Origin of the sequence: Nitratireductor aestuarii (assembly GCF_014641695.1) — a bacterium.
In the GTDB taxonomy this organism is placed as follows: Bacteria; Pseudomonadota; Alphaproteobacteria; order Rhizobiales; family Rhizobiaceae; genus Chelativorans; species Chelativorans aestuarii.
The window spans coordinates 174527-190002 of sequence record NZ_BMIF01000004.1 but is presented as its reverse complement, the minus strand read 5'-3'; the positions used below and the strand labels follow the sequence as shown (position 1 = coordinate 190002).

The window sequence follows — 15476 nt, the reverse complement described above, 5'->3', positions numbered from 1 at the left end:
CGCTCACTATGCTGTAGAAGACGATCTGTTTGCTGCTGAACGCTGATAGTACAACAGCGATACACATTATTTTATTGGGATCTCTTTTCTATCTGGTTACCATTGGAGCCGTGAATCGGACGGCTGGTAAGGAAGCTGAACCATAGATGAATGCTCCATTCAGGGTTGGTTCTGCTTCCATTGGCTATCTAACCAGCATTGAAAAGGGGATAGTCATGGTTAAGTCGATACTCTTTATCTCGCTGAGTGCTGTTTGCCTCGCCGCCACATTGTCTCTGGCCATCAACGCCTCGATGAGCCACCGCAATCCGACCTATGTGTCAAAGGGTTGCGATACATTCTCGTTCCAGTGCTACCTCTCACCGCGCGGCTAGAACCGCGAGGAGTAGGGGCATCTGCCAGGCGAAATAGGCGCCAGGTTTGCCATAACCGCTATCTGCAGGTGGTTTTTCCGAACCGCCCCTCATGCCGGAATGATCTCAGCATGGGGGCGTTAAGTTCACTTTGAACTACGTGTTCGCCAACTGGCTGCGATGAGCCCAGCCGGTCATGCGCTGCTCGATCCATGCCATCAGGGCGTACATGGCGATGCCTTCCACGGCCAGCATGATGAGGCCGGCGAAGACGAGTGGCACGTTAAACTGGCTCTGCGCGGCGGCCATCATGTAGCCAAGGCCGGAGTTTGCGGCGATGGTTTCGGAAATCACCGAGCCGACGAAGGCGAGTGTCACCGCAATCTTCAGCGAGCCGAAGAAATATGGCATCGAGCGCGGGATACCCACCTTCAGCATGATGTCCATCTTCCGTGCGCCGAGCGCGCGCAGCACGTCTTCCGTCTCCGGTTCGATGGTCGCAAGGCCTGTGGCGACGTTCACGACGATCGGGAAAAAGGCGATCAGGAAGGCAGTGAGCACGGCCGGGATGGTGCCGATACCGAACCAGATCACCAGGATCGGAACCACAGCGACCTTCGGGATGGCGTTGAAGCCCACCATGAGCGGGTAAAGGCCGGCGTAAATGACCCGTGACCAGCCTACCAGAAGCCCGAGTGCGAGCCCGGCGACGACGGCAAGGCCGAAGCCCAGCGTCGTGGTGAACAGGGTCTGGATCGAGTGGCGCTGGATGGCGGGCCAATATTGGATCAGGGCTCCCCAGATAGCTGAGGGGGCCGGCAGAATGGTGGGACGTATGCCAAACGCCCGCACAACCGCTTCCCAGATCAGAAAGAAGGCGATGGTGTAGAGCCACGGCGCAAGCGCGATCCAGTTGATCCTGGACTTCGGCAGGCCTGACGCGGGGGCCGTTTCGATAACCTTCTCACTCATGCGGCCTGCCTCGCATCTGCAATCTCACTATGCAGCTCCTGAACCTTTCGGCTGAACTGCGGATCGTAGATCAGGTCGAGTTCGCGTGGCCGCGGAAATTCAATTCTATGCTCGTTCAGCACACGCCCGGGACGGGAGCTCATGACGAACACGCGATCGGCAAGGAAGATCGCCTCGCGCAGATCATGGGTGACGAGGATGATGGTCACGCCGGACACCGCATGCAGGTCACGGATGACGCACCAGAGCTCCTCACGGGTAAAGGCATCGAGCGCCCCGAACGGCTCGTCGAGCATCAGGAGTTCGGGCTCGTGAATAAGGGCGCGGCAGAGGTTCGCACGCTGTTGCATGCCGCCGGAAAGCTGCCAGGGAAACCTGTCGCCAAAGCCCTTGAGGCCGACCGTCGCCAGCAGCTTCTCAGCCTTAGCCACATATTCGGCCCGGTGCTTGCGCAGGCGGTGGCGGTGCTTGTCGACGATCTCCAGCGGCAGCAGGATGTTGTCGAGCGTCGTGCGCCAGGGCAGCATTGTTGGATTCTGGAAGGCCATGCCGGCGATCGAGACAGGCTTGTTCACACGGTTCCCGCCGACCGTCACCGCACCGGATTGTGGCAGGTGCAGGCCCGTGACGAGGCGCATCAAGGTGGACTTGCCGCATCCGGAAGGACCAACGACGGCAGCAAACTCGCCTTTGTTGACGGAGAGCGTCAGGTCCGAGACGGCCAGCACGCCACCGGCGCCGCCATACCGCAGGTCGACCCTGTCGATTTGAACGAATGGATCAGACATTTCACCCCTGTACTTGGAAACAACAAACCCCGGCACGTGCATGTCGGGGTTCGCCTTGGTTGCTATTGTTACTGGAGCTTGCGCTCTTCCGCAGGGGGCAGGTACTGCGCGTCAAACACGTCCTCAGGCTTGACCTTGCCCGTGAGGCCCATGGAAACGGTCAGCTGCTCGATGGCGCGCGTCATGCGCTCGTTATCGATGCCACCGATGCCGTTTTCCTTCACATAGGCCGTGTTGATGTTCATGTTGTTGGCCATCTCGAGGCGCTCCGTCTCGACGGCTACATCAAGAATGTCGTTGCGCTGCACGACGGCCTCTGCACCGGCCTTCGGGTCCTTCACGGCATCGCGGAAACCCTTGGCGAGCGCCCGAACGAAGCCTTTCACGATTTCCGGATTGGCTTCGGCGAAGTCCTTGTTGACCATGATCGCGTTGCCATAGAGGTCGAGACCGTTCTCGGCCATAAGGATCGGCACGATGTCTTCATCGGCCACGCCCTGTGCCTTCAGGTTCAGGATCACGGAGAAGGCGAAGCCGAACACCGCATCCACCTTGCCCTCAGCCAGCATCGGCTCGCGAACAGGGAAGCCCACACCTTCCAGCGTGATGTTGCTGGTGTCGATGTTGGCAGCCTTCACGAAAGCCGGCCACTGCGCGTAGGCGCCGTCACCCGTAGGCGCGCCGAGCTTCTTGCCTTCCAGCGACTTCGGATCGCTGGTGATGCCGAGCGACTTGCGGCCCACGACGGAGAAGGTTGGCACATCATAGATCATCATGATGGCCTTGACCTTCTGGGTGGGATCCTGGTCGAGGAACTTGATCAGCGAGTTGATGTCGCCGAAGCCCATCTGGTAGGTGCCGGTGGCCACACGGGGAATGACTTCAACCGAGCCTGCGCCGGTGTCGATCTGGACTTCCAGGCCTTCCTCGGCGAAGTAACCATTGTCCTGGGCCATGAAGAAGCCAGCCGCCGGACCTTCAAAACGCCAGTCCAGCGTGAAGGCAATCTTGGTCGGCGCCGCCTGCGCGGAAGCCGGTTCTGCGGCAAAAAGGCTGTATCCGGCGACAACGCTTGCCGCCATCAGGGAAAGGAAGTGTCTCTTTAGCATTGAAAGCCCCTCGAAGGTTCTTATTATGGAGCGGATATCAGCATTCCGTGCGAGCTTTAGCAAGCGGAATTGCACACCAAATGTGCATTATTTTTGAGTGCACATTTGAGGAGCAACACGCGCGTGCGCGGCTGCTCATTTTTTCGCCCTCCGGTCGCAGATCCCGTCAGATTGACAGTTGCTTTGTACGAGCCGATACCCGGCGCATTATCCTCCCGGAATGCATCACATGACATCACCAGCAATCAGCCCGGCGAAGCTGTTCCACCTCGGTGGAAACCAGGGTTCGCCTGTTCTTCTCATTCACGGTTTTGGTTCGGACCGACACTCCTGGGTCGCGACCGCGCTTAAGCTGTTCGGACGGCATCGTGTCTGGGCGATCGAACTGCCGGGGCATGGTGATGCGGAAAACGATGTGGGCGAAGTCTCGCCGGAGATCCTCGCTCGAGCTGTGGCTGAGGCAATAGCTGAGCTTCCGCGCCCGTTCTCGGTCATCGGGCATTCGCTTGGTGCAACGACCTCCCTGCATCTCGCGAAGCTGCTGCCGGACGATATCTCCCATATCGCCGTGATCGCGCCCGGCGGCTGGGGAACCTCGATCGACCATTCCTTCGTTGAGGCTTTGCCCGAACTGCGGACGCCAGAGGAGGCGGAACGTCTGCTCCACCGCCTCGTGAAGCGGGAGCGACTCATCAAGCCGCAGATGGTGGCCCATGTCTTGAACATGCTGGAGCGTCCCGGTCGGAGAGAGGCGCTGCGCAATATCGCGCGCGGCATTCTTGCAGCACCTCCACCCCCAATGCCTTCGACGGATCAGCTGCTCGTCATCTGGGGTGCGGAAGATGGCATCAACGCGCCGGATCACGTTCGCCTTCAGGCCTTGCGAAGCAAGGCGTTGCTTCTCGAAGATGTCGGGCACATGCCCCACGTGGAGGCACAGAGCGCGGTCAACAGCGCCTTGAACGCCTTCCTGCCCCTCTAAAGCTTCTACCTTGGAGATGTATACATAAACACGGAATTTCCTGCCGTTTTTCTTGACAATGCGCGAAAATCGCTGCTTCATGTATCCACAACGGATGACGCGCGTCCCGGGCTGAGGAGAGCTCGCGATATGTTGAGGGGCTGGTTCGCGTGTTACGGCAGCGGAGGAATGTCGCCATGTCAGTCAGATCGCTTGAGCAAGTGCTACGAGAACACGGAGATCCGGTTCACCTTCTGCGGAACCAGCAGACGGGACCGAATGTCTATCCCGGTGTTCCGGCGGAATTCACCAACTGGCGCGATGAGCAATGGGCCTGGCAGAATACCTGTGTGCTCTTCAACCAGTCCTACCACATGGCCGACCTGCTCGTTCATGGACCGGATGCGCTGAAGCTGCTCACCTATCTCGGCATCAATACCTTCAACAATTTCACCGTGGACAAGGCCAAGCAGTTCGTGCCCGTCAACTATGACGGTTACGTCATCGGCGACGTGATCCTGTTCTATCTTGCTGAGAACACCTTCAACATGGTGGGCCGCATTCCGGTTCTGAACTGGGTGCGCTACCATGCGGAGACTGGCGACTGGAACGTCTCCTGCGAGCTCGATGAGCGGTCTGCCGCACGGCCCGATCCGTTCAACCGCAAGTCCTACCGGTTCCAGGTGCAGGGCCCGAACGCGATGAAGGTGATCGAGAAGGTCACCGGCAAGCCGGCGCCGGAACTCAAGTTCTTCAACATGACTCACATGTCCATCGCCGGCAAGGAGGTGAGGGCACTGCGCCACGGCATGGCCGGCCAGCCAGGCTTTGAGTTGTTTGGCCCCTGGGCCGATGGTGAAGCAGTACGCGAAGCCGTTGTCCGCGCTGGCGAGGAATTCGGCCTGCGTCAGGTGGGCGGCCGCGCCTATTCGTCGAACACGCTGGAATCCGGCTGGATCCCGTCGCCGCTTCCAGCGGTCTATACCGGCGAGAAGATGAAGCCCTATCGTGAGTGGCTCACGGCAAACAGCTACGAGGCCAATGCTTCCATCGGCGGCAGCTTCGTCTCGGATAATATCGAGGACTACTATTTCACGCCGTGGGATCTGGGCTACGGCCACATGGTCAAGTTCGACCACGACTTCATCGGCCGCGAGGCGCTGGAAAGCCGCGCGAAGGAGCCGCACCGCAAGAAGGTAACGCTCGCGCTTGAAGATGCTGACGTGCAGCGCGTCATCGCTTCCCAGTTCGGCAAGGCGAGCGAACGCGGCAAGTTCATGGAATTCCCGTCGGCCGTCTACTCGATGCACCCATACGACAAGGTCGTATCGGAACAGGGCGATAGCGTCGGTATTTCCACCTGGATCGGCTACAGCTCCAACGAACGAAAGATGCTGACCCTCGCGGTTCTGGATGCCGAGGCGGCCGAGCCTGGCACGCCCGTTACATTGATCTGGGGCGAGGAAGGTGGCGGCACGACCAAGCCTGCCGTCGAACCGCATGCACAGATGGAGATCCGTGCAACGGTAAGCCCCGTGCCCTATGTAGAGGTGGTGCGCAAGGTTTACACGGAAGGCGGCTGGCGTGCCAAGGGCGCGACCGTCTGATCCGTCCGGATCGGTTCTCCAGGATCGAGTTGGTTGAGGCAGTACCAGGGCAATTTCCCCGCCCGGAACTGCGGACCTGATACTACTTAGGTGGTGCGGAGCGATCTTGCGCGCCTTCAAGGAGGCTCATTTGGCTCTATTTGAACGAAACACGGTGGAGAAGGATGGCCCGACGCAGTCTCGCATGCGCGAGTTGCTGCAGGGCTATTCGCTTGAGGTCACGGCCAAGGAAGTCAACGAACTGACTGAGGCCGCGCCCTTCATTACGCCCGGCACGGCGGTATCGGTCACCTTCCTGCCCGGTGAAGAACCGGAATCCCGCGTTGTTGCGGCTGCTGCCGTGAAGCGGCTGGGCTTCGACCCTGTATCTCATGTCTCGGCCAGACGCCTCCATTCCGAGGAGGAGCTGGACACGTTCCTCGCGCATCTGAGCGAGGCGGGCGTGAAGCGTGCCTTCGTGGTGGCCGGCGACCTGCCTCAGCCGCAGGGGCCGTATGAGGATGCGCTGAGCATCATCCGCAGCGGTCTCTTGGCAAAACACGGAATCCGCCGCGTGGGCATCTCGGGCTACCCTGAAGGTCATCCGGACATTCCGCAGGACAAGCTTTGGCAGGCGCTGAAGGACAAGATCACCGCCCTGAAGGAATTTGGCCAGGAGGTGGATATCACCACGCAGTTCGGTTTCGACTCCGAGCCGGTCTTGAGCTGGCTGGAGCAGCTTCGTGGTGAAGGCGTGGAGGCCCGCGTTCGCCTCGGCATCGCCGGTCCGGCAAGCGTCCGCACACTGCTCCGTTACGCAAGCCGTTGCGGCGTCGAGGCTTCCGCCAAGGTGATCAGCAAATATGGTGCGTCGATCTTGAACCTGCTCAGCACCGCCGGTCCTGACCGGATGGTGGAAGAACTGGCAGCTTCGCTCGACCCCGCCAGGCACGGCGATGTGACGCTTCATTTTTATCCATTTGGTGGTGTCAAGAAGACTGCAGAATGGATAAGGAATGCCGCAGAATAGATTCAGTGAATTGGATAGGGAAATGCGGTCTTTTGTACTGACGGCTCATTGTGTTGACCGGCCCGGGATCGTTTCGGCGCTTTCGACCACGATTTTCAATCTGGGCGGCGACATCCAGGATCTCCAGCAGTTCGGCGACACGATCACCGGCAAGTATTTCAACCGGATTGTCTTCAAGGCGCCGGCCAATGTCTCGGTCGACTCGGCCAAGGGTGCTCTGGCGCCGGTCATGGAGCGCTTCGACATGGACTGGACGCTGCGCGACCAGACGCAGCACAGCAAGGTGCTCATTCTGGTTTCGCGCTTCGACCATTGCCTGGTTGATCTGCTCTACCGCTGGCGTGCAGGCGAGCTCGCGATGGATATTGCGGGCATCGTGTCGAACTATCCGCGTGAGACCTACAGCAATCTGATGCTGGGTGATCTGCCATTCTGGCACCTGCCGATTACCAAGGAAACCAAGCGGGAGCAGGAGCAGCAACTGCGCGGCGTGATCGAAGAGACCGGTACCGATCTCGTTGTGCTCGCCCGCTATATGCAGGTTCTGTCGGATGAGCTGGCAACCGACCTCTACGGCCGCTGCATCAACATCCACCACTCGTTCCTGCCGGGCTTCAAGGGCGCAAAGCCCTACCATCAGGCATTCGACCGTGGCGTGAAGCTGATCGGCGCGACGGCCCACTACGTGACTGGCGATCTGGATGAAGGCCCGATCATCGAGCAGGATGTCGAGCGGGTTACCCACCTCGATACGCCGGACGGCCTCGTCCGCAAGGGCCGCGATATCGAACGGCGTGTGCTTGCCCGCGCTGTCCGCTACCATTTGGATGGCCGCGTTCTGCTGAACGACAAGAAGACGGTCGTTTTCCCGGAGTAAACGCGGGCCGGGAGGGGCCGCGTTCATTCGGGATTGGAGACGAGGGCGGTTGGACATGCGCCAACCGCCGACCTTTGGGAGGAGGTACTATGGCGGAGCCATGTTTTGATGTTGCCCACCTGGGCCATGTCGAATTGCTGACGAACAGGTTCGAGGAAAGCCTTGCCTTCTTCGTCAACGTCTACGGTATGACGGAGAGCGGGCGGAACGAAGAGTCCGCCTATCTTCGCGGCTGGGACGACTATGAATATTGCACGCTGAAGCTCACGCGTTCCGAGAGCACCGGTCTGGGTCACGTCGCCTACCGCACCTCATCACCCGAGGCGCTTGAGCGTCGCGTGAAGGTCATTGAGGAAATGGGCTTTGGAATTGGCTGGATCGAGGGCGATGAAAGCCACGGCCGCGCCTACCGCTTCCGCGATCCGGACAACCACATCTTCGAACTCTATTACGACACCCGGCTCTATGTCGCACCGCCGGAAGAGCGCCCCGCGCTGAAGAATATCGCGCAGCGCTACCACGGACGCGGCGTCTGCGTCCGCCGCATCGACCACCTGAACCTGCTTGCGAAGAACGTGTCCGATATCCGCGACTTCATGACGAAGGCGCTGGGCAGCCGCGTCACCGAACAGATCCAGCTCGACAATGGCCGTCTTGGCGGCTGCTGGTTTACCGTCAACAACAAGAGCTATGACATCGCCTACACGGAAGACCACTACGGTGTCTCCGGCCGGTTCCACCATATCACCTATGCCGTCGACAGCCGCGAGGATGTGTTGCGCGCCGCGGACATCTTCCTGGAGAATGGCGTCCACATCGAGTCCGGGCCGCACAAGCATGCGATCCAGGGGACCTTCTTCCTCTACGTTTACGAGCCTGCGGGGAACCGCGTCGAGGTGGCGAATGCCGGCGCGCGACTGATCCTGCGTCCGGACTGGCAGCCGATCACCTGGACGGAGACGGAACGCAAGAAGGGGCAGGCCTGGGGCATGAAGACCATCGAGACCTTCCATACCCACGGAACACCGCCGGTCGATCCCACCAAACTTTAACTGGTCAGCGACATTCGGCGTTGCCTATCGGGGGACTGGCAACGCCAGGCGACGGGCTGCCCACATCGCAGGATGTTGGCAGCCCGCGTCAATTCAGGCGATAGCTTATTTTGGCGCCATGCGGATGGCGCCGTCCAGGCGGATGGTCTCGCCGTTGAGCATCTGGTTTTCGACGATATAGCAGGCCATCGAGGCGTATTCTTCCGGCAGGCCGAGGCGGGGAGGGAAAGGAACCTGCTGGCCGAGCGACTGCTGCACTTCCTCAGACAATCCCGCCAGAAGCGGTGTGAGGAAAATACCCGGCGCGATGGTCATGACACGGATGCCGTTGCGCGAAAGGTCACGCGCGATCGGCAGGGTCATGCCAACGATACCGCCTTTGCTGGCCGAATAGGCTGCCTGTCCGATCTGTCCGTCAAAGGCTGCGACGGAGGCGGTATTGACGATCACGCCGCGCTCACCGCCGTCTTCCGGTTCATTATCCTGTGCCATGGCCGCAAAGAGGCGGATCATGTTGAAGGTGCCCATTAGGTTCACTTCGATCACCTTGCGGAAGAGGTCGAAGGAATGGGGGCCATCCTTGCCCACGGTGCGGGCGGCAGGTCCGATGCCGGCGCAATTGATGAGGATCTTTGGCGAGCCAAGCTCCGCTTTTACGCGTGCGAAGGCGGCTTCGCCCTGTTCGGGGCTGGAGACATCGCAGCCGATGCCAATGCCGCCGATCTCGCCCGCCACGCGTTCCGCAGCCTCAGCATTGAGGTCCACCACCGCAACGCGTGCGCCGCGTGCGGCGAGCGCCCGCGCCGATGCCGCGCCAAGGCCGGAACCGCCACCGGTTACGACCGCTACCTTTCCTTCAGCCTTCATCAGACCCTCCTCAATCTTCCGCCGGGAATTCTCTGCCATCCGGCTTGGTGAAGCCACATTACAGCAGCCTGCTTGACAGCCAAAAGCTATTTTGTTCAAAATTCAACAATTGAAAAGTGAACTAATTCCAGTGGGTGTGCAGAACGGTGTCGATTGCTGAAGAAGCTGACGTTGAGACGCTGTCTTTCGGACCGCTGGAGAATTCCGTCGGCTTCCTGCTGCGCATTGCCCAGCTCACGGTCTACGAGCGCACCTTCGCCGAGCTGGACCGCCGCGACGTGCCGATCGGCGAATATACGATCCTGCTCGCGATCGGCCTCAATCCTGGTGTACGCCAGGGCGTGCTTGCTGACCGTCTGCGCATCAAGTGGTCGAACATGACCAAGCTGATACGTTCACTTGAGGGACGCGGGCTGATCGAGCGGCTGGTATCACCGCGTGATCGCCGTGCAATTTCGCTGCGCCTGACTGCAGCGGGTGAGACATGGGTGGAAGAACACAAGGCGCTGGTGTTGCGGGCCGTGGAACGGTCTGTCGCATCGCTGGACGAAGACGAACAGAAAACCTTGCAGAGCCTGCTGCGCAAGGTTGCGGGATGGCCGCAACTATGAGCACGCTGGGTCAAATGAAAGATAGCTCCAAGTGAGCAGAGTTGAGTTAGGAGGAAACATGCCGGATCTCGATAAGGTCGTCGCCATAGACTTTCACACCCACGCGGAGGAACCGTGCGGCACCCATGCCGATGACGGCTACGACGACTTTCAGGCGGGCATGACCGCCTATTTCAAGTCGCCGTTCAAGCATCCGCCCACTATCCCGGAGACCGCTGAATATTATCGCAAGCTCAACATTGCCGCCGTGATCTTCCCGGTCGATGCCGAGCGCGAGTCCGGCTACCGGCGCTATAACAACGAGGAAATGGCGGAGCTTGCCGCGCAGCACAGCGATGTGCTGATCCCCTTCGCGAGCATCGATCCGGCCAAGGGCAAGGTCGGTGCGCGTGAAGCACGTCGGCTGGTCGAGCATTACGGCATCAAGGGCTTCAAGTTCCACCCGACCTTTCAGGGCTTTTACCCCAACGACCGTAGCGCCTATGTGCTCTACGAGGCGATTCAGGAAGCGGGCGTTCCGGCACTCTTCCACACCGGGCAGACTGGCGTGGGCGCTGGCATGCACGGCGGCAACAACATGCGCCTGAAGTACTCCAACCCGATGTTCCTGGATGACGTCGCGGCGGACTTCCCGGATATGCAGATCGTCATGGCGCACCCGTCATTTCCCTGGCAGGAGGAGGCGCTGTCGGTTGCGACCCACAAGCCCAATGTCTGGATCGACCTTTCCGGCTGGTCGCCGAAATACTTCCCGCCGATCCTCGTACGCTATGCCAACTCGCTGCTGCAGGATCGGGTGCTCTTCGGCTCCGATTGGCCGGCAATCCTGCCGGACCGTTGGCTCGCCGATTTTGAGCAGCTGGATATCAAGCCCAACGTGCGACCGAAGATCCTGAAGGACAACGCCCGGCGGCTCCTGAAGATGTAATTACCAAGCTCCTCGCTGACGCAAAGAAAAACCCCGCCCGGATTGCTCTGGGCGGGGTTTCCTTTGTCTCTTCTGCGGCTCTTATCAGCCAGGATGTGCGGTGAGTGCGGCTTCCGCTTCGTCCTCATCACGGCGGGCGACATGGTCGCTGGCGATGTACGTGTAGAACATCGGCACCACGAACAGCGTGAAGGCCGTACCGATCAGGATACCCGAGAAGATCACCAGGCCCATCGAGTAGCGTGCGGCTGCACCGGCACCCGAGGCCATGATCAGCGGCACGACGCCGAGCGCCATGGCGGCCGTGGTCATCAGGATCGGGCGCAGGCGAACCTTGGCGGAAGCGATGATCGCCTCGCGCCGGCTTAGGCCGTGCACTTCACGCTGCTGGTTCGCAAACTCGGTAAGTAGAATACCGTGCTTGGTAATCAGTCCCACCAGTGTGATCAGACCCACCTGCGTGTAGATGTTGAGCGTACCAAGTCCGAGGTTCAGCGGCACGATGGCGCCGAAGATCGTCAGCGGCACGGTCATCATCACGATGAGCGGATCGCGGAAGCTCTCGAACTGCGCTGCAAGCACCAGGTAGATCACCACCACGGCAAGGCCGAACGCGATCAGGATCGTGTTGCCCTGCTGCTTTTCCAGTCGCGACTGGCCGGAATAATCCACGAAGAAGCCGTCAGGCAGCACTTCCTGCGCGATGTTCTCGAGCGTTGCCAGACCGTCGCCGGTGGTGACACCAGGCAGCGGCATCGCCGAGATGGTCGCAGAGTTCAGCTGGTTGAACTGCTCGATCGAGGCAGCCGACGCCCGCGTGGACATCCGCGTTACGGCCGACAGTGGAACCATCTCGCCGCTCGTGCTGCGGACATAGTACTGGCCCAGGCTTTCCGGGTTCAGCCTGTATTCCTGCGGCACCTGCGTGATGACGTCATAGCTGTTGGAGTCACGATCGAACTGAGCGATCGTGCCGCCACCGACCAGAATGCCCAGCGTCTGACCGATGGTGCTCGACGGAACATTGAGGGCTGCAGCACGCTCGCGGTCGATCTCTACCAGAACCTGCGGTGCATCGAAGGAGAGCGAGTTCTGCACCACGATGAAGCGGCCGGACTGCTCTGCCTTGCGCTTGATCTCGTCAGCCATTTCGTAGACGTGCGATGCTTCGCCAGTCGACTGGATGACCATCGAGATCGGGAGACCACCACCGGCACCCGGCAGGGATGGCGGTGCGAACACGAGGGCCTGTGCACCCGAAACGGCGCCGATCCGACCCTGGATATCAGCCTGGATCTCCTTCTGCGAGCGATCGCGATCAGCCCAGTCCTTGAACGCCCAGACAGCGATGGCGCTGTTGGTCTGGCCGCCCATACCGACGATCGAGAAGTTCGCCTTCAGCTCCGGCAGGTCCTTGGTCAGTTCACGCAGCTGGGTCGTGTAGAGGCTGGTGTAGTCAGAGGTCGCATAACGCGGCGCATTGATCAGCGAGAACAGCGCGCCGGCATCTTCCTCAGGCGCAAGCTCGGTCGAGGTCTTGAGGAACAGGAAGCCGGTCAGCGCAGCGAGCGTGATGACGATCATCAGCGTCACCGGCCGATAGTTCAGCGAACCGGAGACAAGACGCTCATAGCGGTTTTCAAGCCGTGCGAACGTCCGGTCGATGGCCTGCTGAAAGCGGCTGTGATTGCCGCCCTTCAGAATGCGCGCGCTCATCATCGGGGTGATCGTCAGAGCGATGATACCCGACAGAACCACGGCGCCTGCAAGCGTGAAGGCGAATTCGCGGAACAGCGAACCGGTGAGGCCGCCCGTGAACATCAGCGGCGCGAACACCGCCGCCAGCGTGATCGTCATGGCGACGACGGCCCCGGAGATTTCCTTCATGCCCGTCAGAGCAGCATGGAACGGCGTCTGACCCTCTTCGATGTGACGGTGAATGTTCTCCACCACCACGATCGCGTCGTCCACCACGAGACCGATCGCCAGCACCATCGCCAGCAGCGACAGCAGGTTGATCGAGTAGCCGACCGTGTAGAGCAGGAAACAGACACCGATCAGCGACAGCGGGATGGTCACGATCGGCATAAGAACCGAGCGGAACGAACCCAGGAAGAGCAGGATCACGAGCACGACGATGATGACGGCTTCCGAGATCGTCTTGAACACTTCCTCGATCGAGGCACTGATGGACTCGGTGGCGTCATACACCACTTCCATCGTCATGCCTTCGGGCAGCGAAGCGCGGATGGCGGGCAGCTCGTTGATAACGGCTTCCGCCGTGTCGAGCGGGTTCGCCGCCGGCGTCGGGAAGATACCGATGAACGTGCCGGGCTCGCCATTGAAGGTAACGATGGTGTCGGTGCTTTCGGCAGCCAGTTCGATATCCGCCACGTCACGCAGGCGGATGATCTCGTCGCCGGACGAACGCACGGGCATCGCGCCGAAGGCTTCCGGCGTCTGCAGCGTCGTCTCGGTCGTGATCGCCTGGGCGACGTATTCGTTTCTGGTCTTGCCAGGCGCAGCGAGGAAGTTCGACGAGTTGATCGCAGAGACTACCTCGGATGCGGTGATGCCGCGGGCGGCAAGCCGGATCGGGTCGATCCACACGCGCATCGAGAACTTCGCCGCACCCATCACCTGAACTTCGGCAACGCCGTCGATGGTGGAGGTGCGCGGAACGATGACGCGCTCGATATACTCGGTCAGCTGCTCGGCCGTCATGTTCGGGTTCTGCAGCGCGATATACATCGACGCGAAGGTCATGCCGGTACCCTTGACGATTGTCGGGTCTTCGGCCTGCGATGGCAGCTGACTGCGCACCTGGTTGACCTTGGACATGACCTCGGTCAGTGCCACGTCAGGGTTGGCGCCGAGCTGCATCTGCACGGTGACGACACTGGCCGATGGGCGGCTCTGTGACGTCACGTAGTCGATGTTTTCCGTGGTCGCCACGGCAGCGGCGATCGGGGCGGTGATGAAGCCCTGGATCAGGTCCGAGCTAGCACCGGCATAGACGGTGGTGATCGTGATCACCGTTTCGTCAACCTTCGGGTACTGGCGCACCTGAAGGTTGAACAGGCCCTGGAACCCCAGGAGCAGCATCATCAATGCTACGACCGTGGAGAGGACAGGGCGCCTGATGAAAAGGGCGGAAATGTTCATTGTGCATTGCCCTCGGCAGGCGCCGGTTGCACGCTGTTGTTGATGCGAACCTGTGCGCCGTTGCTAAGTCTGTTCTGGCCGGCGTTCACGACCATGTCGCCAACGTTGAGCCCGCTGGTGATCTCGACGATACCACGCTCGCGGCGGCCAAGCGGCACGAAGATCTGCTCGACGGTGTAGAGCTGTTCCTCGCCCTCGGCAGCCTTTTCTTCGGCTGGCTTCAGCCGGTAGACGTAGTCGCCGTAGAGGCTGGTGACGACGGCCGTCTGCGGAACGGCAATGATGTTCTCTTCAGCCGGCAGCTCGACGCGAACGCGCGCGAACTGACCCGGGTTCAGCTTGCCTTCCGGATTGGTGATCTCCGCGCGGACCGATACGAGGCGCGTGGCAGGGTCGATCTTGGGGTCGATACCAATGATCTTGGCGACAAAAGGCATGTCCTCGTCGGTCAGGCCGACACGGACCGGCTGTCCCATCTGGAGGGATGCAAACTGCTGCTCCGGAACGGTGAAGTCCACGCGCATGGTCTCGAGGTTCTGCAGGGTTGCGACCACCGAGCCGGGCGACAGGTACTCACCGATCTCCAGACGCGGAATACCGATGGTGCCGCTGAAGGGCGCACGGATCTGCTTCTGGTTCAGCGCTGCCTGAGCCTTCAGGACTGCTGCGGTGGAAGCCTGGAACGCTGCGTTCGCTGCATCCAGGGTGGACTGGGAACCGACGCCGCGGCGTCCGAGTTCCTGCGCACGGGTGAGCGATTGCTTGTCCAGCGAGTTCTGGATCTCAGCAGCCTCAAGGTCAGCGCGCTGAATTTCGTCCTCGAGCCTTACGAGTATGTCGCCCTCTTTGACCTGATCATTTGCCTTGAACAGGATTTCCTTGACGATGCCCGCAGATTCAACCGACAGGTCCACACCGTTGGTGGCGCGGACGGTACCGATTGCCGGGATCGTCGGCTCCCACTTCACGGCCTCTACGGTCGTCGTGGAGACAGTGACGGTCGGCCGCGGCATGTTGGCGAAGAAGTCCTGAATAGCTTTGTCGCGGAAAAGATTGAAGCCGATTAGGCCGCCGGCGACAAGAATGAGAAGGACGGCGGCGATAATGAAGCGCTTGATCATTGGGAACATACCCGTGTGCAGATTCAGTCATGCACGCATTGCAGCAAGCCCAAGTT

14 protein-coding genes are annotated in these 15476 nt (G+C 60.5%); 8 read left to right on the top strand and 6 right to left on the bottom strand.

Annotation, left to right across the window (positions count from 1 at the left end; all coding sequences use genetic code 11):
- The first annotated feature begins 215 nt into the window (after positions 1 to 215).
- The gene (locus tag IEX27_RS08700; protein WP_188720648.1) at positions 216 to 374 is read left to right on the top strand and encodes a hypothetical protein; all 159 of its coding nucleotides are present in this window, start codon (positions 216 to 218) and stop codon (positions 372 to 374) included.
- Positions 375 to 509: 135 nt separating this feature from the next.
- On the opposite strand, the gene IEX27_RS08695 is transcribed toward IEX27_RS08700, so the two are convergent.
- From IEX27_RS08695 to IEX27_RS08685, 3 genes are all read right to left on the bottom strand, one after another.
- Positions 510 to 1325, bottom strand: coding sequence for an ABC transporter permease (locus IEX27_RS08695; RefSeq protein ID WP_188720647.1), 816 nt, complete (start codon positions 1323 to 1325; stop codon positions 510 to 512).
- Positions 1322 to 2113, bottom strand: a complete 792-nt coding sequence (locus IEX27_RS08690; RefSeq protein ID WP_188720646.1) for an ABC transporter ATP-binding protein — start codon at positions 2111 to 2113, stop codon at positions 1322 to 1324. Before IEX27_RS08690 ends, IEX27_RS08695 begins: the two co-directional genes overlap by 4 nt.
- Positions 2114 to 2181: 68 nt before the next feature.
- Positions 2182 to 3222: an ABC transporter substrate-binding protein gene (locus IEX27_RS08685; protein WP_188720645.1), complete on the bottom strand. Its 1041-nt coding sequence runs from the start codon at positions 3220 to 3222 to the stop codon at positions 2182 to 2184.
- A gap of 229 nt (positions 3223 to 3451) precedes the next feature.
- Between IEX27_RS08685 and IEX27_RS08680 the strand changes: the two genes are divergently transcribed.
- The 5 genes from IEX27_RS08680 (at position 3452) to IEX27_RS08660 (ending at position 8728) form a co-directional block, all read left to right on the top strand.
- Entirely contained in the window at positions 3452 to 4204 is a 753-nt protein-coding gene (locus IEX27_RS08680) for an alpha/beta fold hydrolase (protein ID WP_188720644.1), read from the top strand.
- Positions 4205 to 4380: 176 nt separating this feature from the next.
- The gene (gene desA / locus IEX27_RS08675) at positions 4381 to 5790 is read left to right on the top strand and encodes a syringate O-demethylase (RefSeq protein ID WP_188720643.1); all 1410 of its coding nucleotides are present in this window, start codon (positions 4381 to 4383) and stop codon (positions 5788 to 5790) included.
- Between the two features lie 130 nt (positions 5791 to 5920).
- Positions 5921 to 6799: a methylenetetrahydrofolate reductase gene (locus tag IEX27_RS08670; protein WP_210315516.1), complete on the top strand. Its 879-nt coding sequence runs from the start codon at positions 5921 to 5923 to the stop codon at positions 6797 to 6799.
- A 22-nt stretch (positions 6800 to 6821) separates the two neighbouring features.
- Positions 6822 to 7676 carry a formyltetrahydrofolate deformylase gene (purU, locus tag IEX27_RS08665; RefSeq protein ID WP_244630294.1) on the top strand — a complete coding sequence of 285 codons (855 nt, stop codon included), beginning with the start codon at positions 6822 to 6824 and terminating at the stop codon, positions 7674 to 7676.
- Positions 7677 to 7765: 89 nt separating this feature from the next.
- Positions 7766 to 8728, top strand: a complete 963-nt coding sequence (locus IEX27_RS08660; protein ID WP_188720641.1) for a catechol 2,3-dioxygenase — start codon at positions 7766 to 7768, stop codon at positions 8726 to 8728.
- A 105-nt stretch (positions 8729 to 8833) separates the two neighbouring features.
- Here the strand turns inward: IEX27_RS08660 and IEX27_RS08655 are convergent, their stop codons facing one another.
- Positions 8834 to 9595 (bottom strand): SDR family NAD(P)-dependent oxidoreductase, encoded by a 762-nt coding sequence (locus IEX27_RS08655; protein ID WP_188720640.1) that lies wholly within the window; start codon positions 9593 to 9595, stop codon positions 8834 to 8836.
- Between the two features lie 146 nt (positions 9596 to 9741).
- On the opposite strand from IEX27_RS08655, the gene IEX27_RS08650 reads away from it, so the two are divergent.
- Together IEX27_RS08650 and IEX27_RS08645 are read left to right on the top strand one after the other, a co-directional pair.
- Positions 9742 to 10206 carry a MarR family winged helix-turn-helix transcriptional regulator gene (locus tag IEX27_RS08650; protein ID WP_188720639.1) on the top strand — a complete coding sequence of 155 codons (465 nt, stop codon included), beginning with the start codon at positions 9742 to 9744 and terminating at the stop codon, positions 10204 to 10206.
- Positions 10207 to 10264: 58 nt separating this feature from the next.
- Positions 10265 to 11134 carry an amidohydrolase family protein gene (locus IEX27_RS08645; RefSeq protein ID WP_188720638.1) on the top strand — a complete coding sequence of 290 codons (870 nt, stop codon included), beginning with the start codon at positions 10265 to 10267 and terminating at the stop codon, positions 11132 to 11134.
- A gap of 84 nt (positions 11135 to 11218) precedes the next feature.
- Here the strand turns inward: IEX27_RS08645 and IEX27_RS08640 are convergent, their stop codons facing one another.
- Both IEX27_RS08640 and IEX27_RS08635 read right to left on the bottom strand, forming a co-directional pair.
- The gene (locus tag IEX27_RS08640; RefSeq protein WP_188720637.1) at positions 11219 to 14299 is read right to left on the bottom strand and encodes an efflux RND transporter permease subunit; all 3081 of its coding nucleotides are present in this window, start codon (positions 14297 to 14299) and stop codon (positions 11219 to 11221) included.
- Positions 14296 to 15420: an efflux RND transporter periplasmic adaptor subunit gene (locus IEX27_RS08635; RefSeq protein ID WP_188720636.1), complete on the bottom strand. Its 1125-nt coding sequence runs from the start codon at positions 15418 to 15420 to the stop codon at positions 14296 to 14298. Before IEX27_RS08635 ends, IEX27_RS08640 begins: the two co-directional genes overlap by 4 nt.
- Positions 15421 to 15476 lie beyond the last annotated feature (56 nt).

Bases quoted from the DNA above. Each gene is read 5' to 3' on its own strand.
- IEX27_RS08635 (WP_188720636.1), bottom strand. From the start codon at position 15,420: ATGATCAAGCGCTTCATTATCGCCGCCGTCCTTCTCATTCTTGTCGCC.
- IEX27_RS08690 (WP_188720646.1), bottom strand. From the start codon at position 2,113: ATGTCTGATCCATTCGTTCAAATCGACAGGGTCGACCTGCGGTATGGC.
- desA (WP_188720643.1), top strand. From the start codon at position 4,381: ATGTCAGTCAGATCGCTTGAGCAAGTGCTACGAGAACACGGAGATCCG.
- IEX27_RS08685 (WP_188720645.1), bottom strand. From the start codon at position 3,222: ATGCTAAAGAGACACTTCCTTTCCCTGATGGCGGCAAGCGTTGTCGCC.
- IEX27_RS08700 (WP_188720648.1), top strand. From the start codon at position 216: ATGGTTAAGTCGATACTCTTTATCTCGCTGAGTGCTGTTTGCCTCGCC.
- IEX27_RS08640 (WP_188720637.1), bottom strand. From the start codon at position 14,299: ATGAACATTTCCGCCCTTTTCATCAGGCGCCCTGTCCTCTCCACGGTC.
- IEX27_RS08695 (WP_188720647.1), bottom strand. From the start codon at position 1,325: ATGAGTGAGAAGGTTATCGAAACGGCCCCCGCGTCAGGCCTGCCGAAG.
- IEX27_RS08660 (WP_188720641.1), top strand. From the start codon at position 7,766: ATGGCGGAGCCATGTTTTGATGTTGCCCACCTGGGCCATGTCGAATTG.
- IEX27_RS08645 (WP_188720638.1), top strand. From the start codon at position 10,265: ATGCCGGATCTCGATAAGGTCGTCGCCATAGACTTTCACACCCACGCG.
- IEX27_RS08655 (WP_188720640.1), bottom strand. From the start codon at position 9,595: ATGAAGGCTGAAGGAAAGGTAGCGGTCGTAACCGGTGGCGGTTCCGGC.
- purU (WP_244630294.1), top strand. From the start codon at position 6,822: ATGCGGTCTTTTGTACTGACGGCTCATTGTGTTGACCGGCCCGGGATC.
- IEX27_RS08680 (WP_188720644.1), top strand. From the start codon at position 3,452: ATGACATCACCAGCAATCAGCCCGGCGAAGCTGTTCCACCTCGGTGGA.